The organism is Propionispora hippei DSM 15287, from assembly GCF_900141835.1.
In the GTDB taxonomy this organism is placed as follows: Bacteria; Bacillota; Negativicutes; order Propionisporales; family Propionisporaceae; genus Propionispora; species Propionispora hippei.
On the sequence record NZ_FQZD01000067.1, the window covers coordinates 1 to 8,087 of the forward strand.

The 8,087-nt window shown below is 44.9% G+C and carries 8 protein-coding genes and 2 tRNA genes; all 10 read right to left on the reverse strand.

Going from position 1 to position 8,087, the window contains the following annotated elements; genetic code table 11:
* Nucleotides 1-192 (reverse strand): IS200/IS605 family transposase (gene tnpA / locus F3H20_RS19485; protein WP_149736510.1); only part of this gene is annotated, 192 nt, incomplete at its 3' end.
* Nucleotides 193-636: 444 nt separating this feature from the next.
* On the reverse strand, nucleotides 637-1,470 hold the full coding sequence (locus tag F3H20_RS19490) for a zinc-ribbon domain-containing protein (RefSeq protein WP_149736511.1): 834 nt from the start codon (nucleotides 1,468-1,470) through the stop codon (nucleotides 637-639).
* A 669-nt stretch (nucleotides 1,471-2,139) separates the two neighbouring features.
* A tRNA-Lys gene (locus F3H20_RS19495) sits at nucleotides 2,140-2,215 on the reverse strand.
* A gap of 2 nt (nucleotides 2,216-2,217) precedes the next feature.
* Nucleotides 2,218-2,293: transfer RNA gene (locus F3H20_RS19500), tRNA-Gln, on the reverse strand.
* Nucleotides 2,294-2,397: 104 nt separating this feature from the next.
* Entirely contained in the window at nucleotides 2,398-3,252 is an 855-nt protein-coding gene (locus F3H20_RS19505; RefSeq protein WP_149736512.1) for a DMT family transporter, read from the reverse strand.
* Nucleotides 3,253-3,545: 293 nt separating this feature from the next.
* Complete coding sequence (locus F3H20_RS19510; protein ID WP_188128429.1) at nucleotides 3,546-4,493, reverse strand: sensor domain-containing diguanylate cyclase; 948 nt, start codon at nucleotides 4,491-4,493, stop codon at nucleotides 3,546-3,548.
* A 169-nt stretch (nucleotides 4,494-4,662) separates the two neighbouring features.
* Nucleotides 4,663-5,313 carry an amino acid ABC transporter permease gene (locus F3H20_RS19515; protein ID WP_149736514.1) on the reverse strand — a complete coding sequence of 217 codons (651 nt, stop codon included), beginning with the start codon at nucleotides 5,311-5,313 and terminating at the stop codon, nucleotides 4,663-4,665.
* On the reverse strand, nucleotides 5,310-5,981 hold the full coding sequence (locus F3H20_RS19520; protein WP_149736515.1) for an amino acid ABC transporter permease: 672 nt from the start codon (nucleotides 5,979-5,981) through the stop codon (nucleotides 5,310-5,312). The genes F3H20_RS19515 and F3H20_RS19520 overlap by 4 nt, the downstream gene beginning before the upstream one ends.
* Nucleotides 5,981-6,790 (reverse strand): transporter substrate-binding domain-containing protein, encoded by an 810-nt coding sequence (locus F3H20_RS19525; protein WP_149736516.1) that lies wholly within the window; start codon nucleotides 6,788-6,790, stop codon nucleotides 5,981-5,983. The genes F3H20_RS19520 and F3H20_RS19525 overlap by 1 nt, the downstream gene beginning before the upstream one ends.
* A 33-nt stretch (nucleotides 6,791-6,823) precedes the next feature.
* Nucleotides 6,824-7,549, reverse strand: a complete 726-nt coding sequence (locus F3H20_RS19530; protein ID WP_149736517.1) for an amino acid ABC transporter ATP-binding protein — start codon at nucleotides 7,547-7,549, stop codon at nucleotides 6,824-6,826.
* Nucleotides 7,550-8,087: the final 538 nt, after the last annotated feature.

Sequence of the window (8,087 nt, forward strand, 5' to 3'; positions counted from 1 at the left end):
CATGTGAATATGATCCGGGCAAGCGTTAGCTTCTAAAATTTCCACACCTTTGTACTCACACAGCTTCCTTAGGATCACTCCTATATCCGCTTTTATTTTTCCATATATCACCTGTCTACGATATTTTGGTGCAAATACTATATGATATTTGCACCGCCATTTACTATGTGCTAAACTCTTAGTATCATCCATTGGATGCGCCTCCTTTGTTTAGAGTTATGCGGTCGGCAAACCTGCATTTATTCTAACAAAAGAGGCTGTTTTTTTCGACGTATAGCTATAAGCTTTTTGGAACCACATGCATAGCATGTGGTATTCGCTTACGCAATAAAAGGTGTATCAAAGACAATGAAGTCTTTAATACACCTGAGTTTTACTGGTGACCGACCACGGAATCGAACCGTGAACCTACTGATTATGAGTCCATGAATAGTTATTTTATACATAGTGACTAGGTTCTACGCATCGATATTTATTCCAGTCATATTCTATGATATCAGATTACACCGATATATTTAGCAGTATGAATGGCAATCATCGCTTCGTCTAACAACATTATCTCTAACTTGACAAGTAATTTACTTCAACGAAAGAATAACAAGATAGTTTCATTTTACAGTTAGTTTATATTAATCACTATTTCGCTCGTATAATTCTATTGCCAATAATTTCAGCATTTTTCGAAAAAGCAATAGCATTTTTTAGATTATCTATATCTTTAGATGATAATTTTATATCGTAATGATGCTCTTTACCTTGCAATCTAATAATTGGGTTACTTCCATTAGTAACTATTTCAACCCCTTGAATTACCTTTTTAATTGGCAAATCTACCGTTTCATATTTTCCACCCATAACTATTTGAGTAGACTTACCTCCGCCAGATTGTCCCGCAAAACTACCTATATCATAATCCCATTTTTTTTCTGTTGTTGAAAATATAATTTTATCCCAAAATACCCAATCAATGTCGCTAGAAAAGTGTACTATTTTAACTCTTTGATTTATTATGTCATCTGAATTTAAACCGACATACCAATAGACTGCAGTTTCAGCAGGATAAGAGCCTTGCCATTGAGTATACCATTCAGTCTTTTCAACTTCATCTGTTTTTTTATAAAATGTTCCAAGCATATCAATAACTGCTTTATTAGCATCGGCAATCGCCTTTTCCTTATCTTTTTCAGTTTTCTCTTGCGTGACGGCTGGTTCAGCAGGGGGCGTCGAATTTTTATTGCTGCAGCTGCCAAAAATAGCTACGATAATAATAAAGAAAACAATAATTGCTAGACAACCAATGCACCCCTTTTTTTTATCACTCTGCTTATTGGCTTGAGGCGGCTGGTTAAATGTTGGCTGAGGTATAGATGCCTGAACTTCACTTCGCGGCTCACCTAATTTATTGCCACAAGAACCACAAAAATTCACATCATCGGCTGATTCGTTTCCACATTTTTGACAATACTTCATAAATAATCAATACCCCCTCTGATACTTGTCAACTTGACTTCTTTTTGGATTAATTACTTCACGATATTCAGAAAATCTAATGTGTTTTTTGCAAACCATTTAACATGCTTAATATATAAATTGAGTATACACACATTAAGCCTTTAATTTTTATTAAAATAAAATTCTCGCCATAAAATGACAATTCCTTCTTTATTTTAGAAAACTAATCAGATTATGGAATAAATGTATAAATTAAACCATCTCTTTATAATGAATACCAACTATTAAAAAGTAAAGATAAGCAGAAACTCCCTATTGTTGCTGTCCTCTTTACCCCAATTAAAATAGATAAACCTTTGTTTTGGAAATTGTTTTATAAAAAACCTGCTAATCTATAAAATCTAGCAGGTTTCGAAGGTTTTGCCCATATTCGAAATGAAACTGCTAACAACCAAAAACATATCGATTTAATTGCATGCAAAAGAAAGGTTCATTGTTATCCAGCTTGAAAAAGCAGGGCTATTTCCATATCCCTATCTCTGCTTCTGAAATTTCACTTTATTTTTCTTAACCCCCACATTTAGCACAGAACCACTCAAACCTCACCTTGGCAGCGGTTTGGGCAACGGTCAAAAAAATAAAAGGTGTATCAAAGACAACGAAGTCTTTAATACACCTGAGTTTTACTGGTGACCCACCACGGAATCGAACCGTGAACCTACTGATTAAGAGTCAGTTGCTCTGCCAGTTGAGCTAGTGAGTCGTTGGCTGGGGTGCTAGGACTCGAACCTAGGAATGCGGGAGTCAGAGTCCCGTGCCTTACCAACTTGGCGACACCCCAATATCACTACAATTAATGACATAAGATAGTATATACCTAAAATAACATTTTGTCAAATGTCTCTTCAATATTTTTTCCTGTAAAATAACTCCAGCGCGTCCATCCTAATCGCTATCGGCCACCACTGGGTTTTCGCCGGCGGCCTTCTCCAGATAGCTGCGCATCGCAATGGCCGTTACCACAATACCGCCGCCGATTAGGGCGAAGACGCCCGGTACCTCACCGATGAAGAAGAATACCCACACCGGATTGAGAATCGGTTCCAGCGTCGTAATAATGATCGCCTCCAGCGCGTTGACATGCTTGATGGCATGACTATAAAGGACATAGGCTAAGCCTAGCTGAAAAACACCCAAAAACAGCATCGCCAATACATTAGGTGACGTAAAGGAAATATTGCCCAGAAACGGCAGACTCATCAAAAAAGTAAGCCCATTGCCCAGCAGCACCGACCCGTACGGTGAACCTTCCTTCTGCATCCGCATAAATATGGAAATCAAACTAAAGCTTAGTCCGCTGCCAATGGCACATAGGTTGCCCAGCATACCGCCTGCCGATACCTTGTCGGCAAAAAAGAAAGCCATGCCGCCAAACACCAGCACAATTGTCAGCCAGTCCCGGCGGGTAGCTTTTTCACCCAGCAGCCAGCCACCTAATAAAGCCACATACACGGGAGCCGTATACTGAAGCAAAATCGCATTAGCCGCCGTAGTCAGCTTAGTGGCTATGACGAACAGACTGACAGTAGCCGAATAAGCAATCGCGCCGCCCCACTGGGCCTTGGAAAAAGAAAGCTTTTCTTTTCGAAAAGCGATACCCATGACCACTGCCGCAATCAGACTTCTGACCCCGGCCACCGCCATGGGATTCCAGTCCACCCACTTAATCATTACTCCGCCGGTACTCCAGAGAAGTGCCGTTAACATCAAATATAAGACAGCTTGTTTTCTACTGATCATTGTAAAGATTTCCTTTCTAACCTGTGGCCTGCTTACAGACCACTAGTACCTTGTCAATCCTAAAACTGCAGAATCATGACGAGGCTATTTTTTTGCAAGATATGGCGAAGAAGGGAAGCATACCGGAAGTATGCTGACTGACGACAACGAAGGCTTGCGAAAAATAGACCAACAGTATTCACGGGATTAGGGTTGATAAAGTAATAGGGTATTCCCGGCCATAACAGAAGGCGGCTCAAGAGCACCACAGAGTTATGACCAGTATATACCTGATTATAGCCATGTGTTCTTAGCTATATGCCGCTCCCCCGTCCGACAACTTCCGTCAACTGCCGCTTCTCTTCATAAAGAGCCATATCGGCCTGCTTTATCCAAACTTCCAAGTCTTTTTCTGTTTTAAATTCTCCCGCCGCAATGCCGGCACTGGCAGTACATTCTATCTGCTGCCCCTGAAAGATAAATTGCTTGGCCGCTACGGTCTTTTTGATCCGGTTGGCAGAGCTGACTGCTTCTTCATAAGATGCTTTCATTAAAACCACAATAAATTCGTCGCCGCCGTAACGGATCAATTTATCCTGCTTGCGAATGCAAGCCTCCACCGTATGAGCAAACTCAGCAAGTATGTAGTCCCCGGCCAGGTGTCCATAAGTATCGTTAATAAACTTAAACTTATTTATATCCATCAACAAAATTCCGGCTTGCAGCTGTGAGGCGATTAGCTTGGGCAACAAGACGGAGAACAAGTAAGTCCGGTTGTGAGCCCCGGTGAGTTGGTCGTAATAAGCATGGTTTGACAGCTTCTGAATTAATAACTCCGCTTCAAGCTGCAGCTTCTTTTGCTTAGAGATATTTCTGATATGTTTCAATAAAAATTTTTTCCCGTCGATTACTACCAGCTTGGAAATGATCTCCACAGGAACCTGTCTCCCTGTTTTTGTGCCATGTGTCGTCTCACACTGGTATGATCCGGGATATTTTTTTATGACCCGCTGTATCTCCCGTTCCAAAGAATTTCTGTCCTTGGCGGCGATATCCTGCAGCGGCATGCCAAGTAACTCTTCGGAACGGTAACCGTATAACCGGCGGCAGGCCTTATTGGCATAGACAATCCCACAGGTTTCCACCGATACCAACAACAGACAGTCATAAGTTAAATCAACAATTTCCGCCAGCATTTTTTCGGATGTTGCATAGTCTTCAGGCAAAAGGCCGTTTTGCTGTTCGCGCAGATTATCAGTCATATGTATCTCTCCTTGAGCCAACTGTGGTATCATCACCTAACAACATTAATTCCTTATAGAGAGTACTTTTCCTGCTAACCACCGCGCTCCTCCTTGTATAAATATATAACAAAACCTGTGGCACTGGCAACAATTGTCGCCGATGCCACAGGTAAATGCAGAAAAATCATTAATAGCTATGATGTGCCATTTTCCGGTGCTGGGCACGGGCATAACCGGACAATGCGTAATTCATAATAAAATAGACCAGGGCGATCATCCCGAAGATACAAAACACCTGCGCCGATGTCCCGTATTTGCCCATGATGATCATCCCCTTGCCGGTCAAGTCTTCAATGCCCACCGCCCAGACAAAGGAAGTATCCTTAATGACCGTAGTGCATTGCGAAACCAGTGGCGGAATCATGTTACGCAGCGCCTGCGGCAATACAATATACCGCAAGGTCTGCCAATAGCCGAAGCCCTGCGACCGGGCTGCTTCCCACTGTCCCTTATGGATAGAATTCAAGCCACCCCGGACAATCTCGGCCACAATCGACGCCGTGAAGATGGTCATGGCCGCCACACCGGCCTGCACCGGCGGCAAGGGCGTCATAAACCGGACAGCCAGAATGAACAGCAATAGCGGCGTATTGCGCACGCTTTCAATATACAGGGCCGCCGCGGGAGCAAACAGCCGGTGGCCGGAAAACCGGGCAATCCCCAGAATGGTCCCGGCAATCATGCTGAGCACAATAGATGCCACAGCAATATACAGGGTAGTCATAAGCCCGGCGCCAAGGAACAGGAAGAGTTCAGGCTGAAGCAGTTCACTGATCATAACGACACCTCCAGCTTACGTTCCATCTCCCGGGCGTAACGGGCCAGCGGATAACAAATGATCCAGTAAAGAATACCTGTAACCACATAGGCCGGACCATAATACAGATTGGTACTGGCCCAGGAATCGGCATGATACATCAGGTCGCCGCCGGCGACCATTGCCATAACGGACGTATTTTTTATCAAGCTCACCGCCTGATTGGTAAGCGGCGGCAAAGCCATCCGTTTAGCCTGAGGCAGTACAATGTGGCGCATAGCACTCCAGTACGAGAACCCTTGGGAATAGGCGGCCTCGTGCTGCCCCCGCGGGATGGACTGGATGCCGGCCCGCACGACCTCGGCAATATAAGCGCCATGGTAAATGCCGACTCCCAAAACCCCCACCGAAAAAACCGGAAGCATAATACCCACATGTGGCAAGCCGTGATACAGGAAGAATATTTGAATAACCAACGGAGTATTTTGAATAAACTCCACATATGCCCGGTTGATCGTCCGCATTGGTTTATAGTGCGAGGTTCCCATGACCCCCAGCACAATTCCCAGTATGATAGCCAGGCTGAGTGCTAACGCCGACAATACCAAAGTTGTTACAAAACCTTCGGCAAAAACCGGCCATTCCTGAAATACGGCTATCCACTTAAACCATGCGAAAGGTCCGGTCACTATTTAAGACCCCATTTTTGGATCAGCTTATCCATGTCGCCGGATTTTTGCATTTCGGCAACCGTATCATCGACCAGTTTAGCCAGGCTGGTGTTGGATTTTTTGGAGGCGATCCCGTATTTTTGCGGACTGTAACGATCCGGTAAAATCACAGTAGAGTCATCCAGATAGCCATACAGAATTGCTCCGTCCACCGAGAAGCAATCTACACGGCCGGAATCCAAAGCAGTTTTGATTTCCGGATAGGTTCCGAACTCCAGGAAGTCCACTTTAATTCCCAATTTGTTCACTTCGTCCACTAACGCTTTTTTGCTGGTTGCACTTTGGGCTACACCAATTTTCTTGCCGTTCAGGTCTTTCAGACTGGTTATGCCCGAGTCCTTCTTAACCATCAGGGCAACACCGTCGGTAAAGTACGGTTCGGAGAAATTATAGCTTTGTTTGCGTTCGTCGGTAATGGTAAAAGTAGCGATGACCAGATCCACTTCACCGTTATCTAAGAGCGGTCCGCGGGTCTTGGCCGTTACAGCCTGTACCTCCACTTTATTTTCATCGCCAAGAATCTTTTTAGCGATGCTTTTAGCCAGATCAATTTCCATGCCGTCAATTTTGCCGGTCTGCGGATCTTTAAAGCCAAATTTCGGAACATCCACCTTGACGCCGACCTTCAGCACGCCCCGTTCTTTAATTGCTTTGATATCCGATGCGTCGCCCCCCGCCGATGTGGATGACGGAGCGCTGCTGCCGCAGCCGGCCAGGGCCATAGCCATGACAGCCAGTAAAGCTACAAGAGAAAACCACTTTTTCACAATAACTCCTCCTCTACTTTGCTCTATACTCAATTAATGATTAATCCGGCTAAGGAACAGCTTGGTGCGTTCATGGGTCGGGTTGATAAAGAAGTGTTCCGGCGTTCCCTCTTCCAATATCTGCCCCTGATCCATAAAAATGACACGGTCCGCCACCTTACGGGCAAAGCCCATTTCGTGTGTCACCACCACCATGGTAATTCCCTCCCCGGCCAAACCAACCATAACATCCAGTACTTCCTGAATCATTTCGGGGTCCAGCGCCGAAGTCGGCTCATCGAACAACATGATTTTCGGATGCATGTTGAGCGCCCGGGCAATGGCCACCCGCTGCTGCTGCCCGCCCGACAATTGCGCCGGATAAGCGTTGGCCTTATCTTGCAGTCCAACCCGTTCCAGATACTTGAGTCCCGAAGCAACAGCTTCCTCCAGCGGCACGCCCTTGATTTTAACCGGCGCCAGCGTCAAATTTTCCAGGACGGTTTTATGCGGATACAGGTTAAATTGCTGAAACACCATCCCGATGGATTGACGAAGAGCCGGTACCGGAGCCTTCGGCGCATTCATCTGCACCTCGTCGACGACGACCTTGCCCTCGGTAGGCATCTCTAAGAGGTTCATACACCGGATCAGCGTACTTTTTCCCGATCCACTGGGTCCGATGATAACCACCTTTTCTCCCGACTGAACAGTGAGGTTGACTCCTTTTAGTACATGTAAGGAACCAAAGTATTTATGTATGTTTTCTAATACGATCACCTTGTCTATCACCCCTTTTTTGGCAAAAAAAGCCACCAAAGCTTTTAAACCTTCGCTCCAGTGGCAACGCTGCCCTTAGTATCCTATTCACCGCATCTAACATAAATTTTAGCACAAAATTCTTCTCTTGGCTATATACTTTTTTTGGTTATGTCTCTTCGGAACGCACGTTATGGCTGTAAAAAAAACCAAACCGAGACAATCGTGTATATGTTTTGTAAAGCAGCCGATCAGATCAACAGCATAGTTGCCGGGTAAAGCCACTCTGTAAAGTATGCTATCACATATATATGCAATAACTTGTCTTTTATCCCTCCGATACACAAATGCCTCCATCTGTGGACCTTAACAGCGGCTCGCCTGGCAGGCAGCTCTCAGATAAAAAAACATACCTGCCGGTGCCGGCAGGTACGTCCAAAATCATTAGTTTCCTAGGTAACCGCTGATTAATTCACACTGCGCGTCCTGACGGAGCTTTTTCCGCCTGGCTGCGTCAGCAAACCTTGAAATAGGGGCCGCTATTCCTGCGGTTTTACTT

Excerpts from the sequence above, each read along its gene's own strand:
- F3H20_RS19490 (WP_149736511.1), bottom strand. The coding sequence starts at position 1,470 with ATGAAGTATTGTCAAAAATGTGGAAACGAATCAGCCGATGATGTGAAT.
- F3H20_RS19515 (WP_149736514.1), bottom strand. The coding sequence starts at position 5,313 with ATGATCAGTGAACTGCTTCAGCCTGAACTCTTCCTGTTCCTTGGCGCC.
- F3H20_RS19510 (WP_188128429.1), bottom strand. The coding sequence starts at position 4,493 with ATGACTGATAATCTGCGCGAACAGCAAAACGGCCTTTTGCCTGAAGAC.
- F3H20_RS19505 (WP_149736512.1), bottom strand. The coding sequence starts at position 3,252 with ATGATCAGTAGAAAACAAGCTGTCTTATATTTGATGTTAACGGCACTT.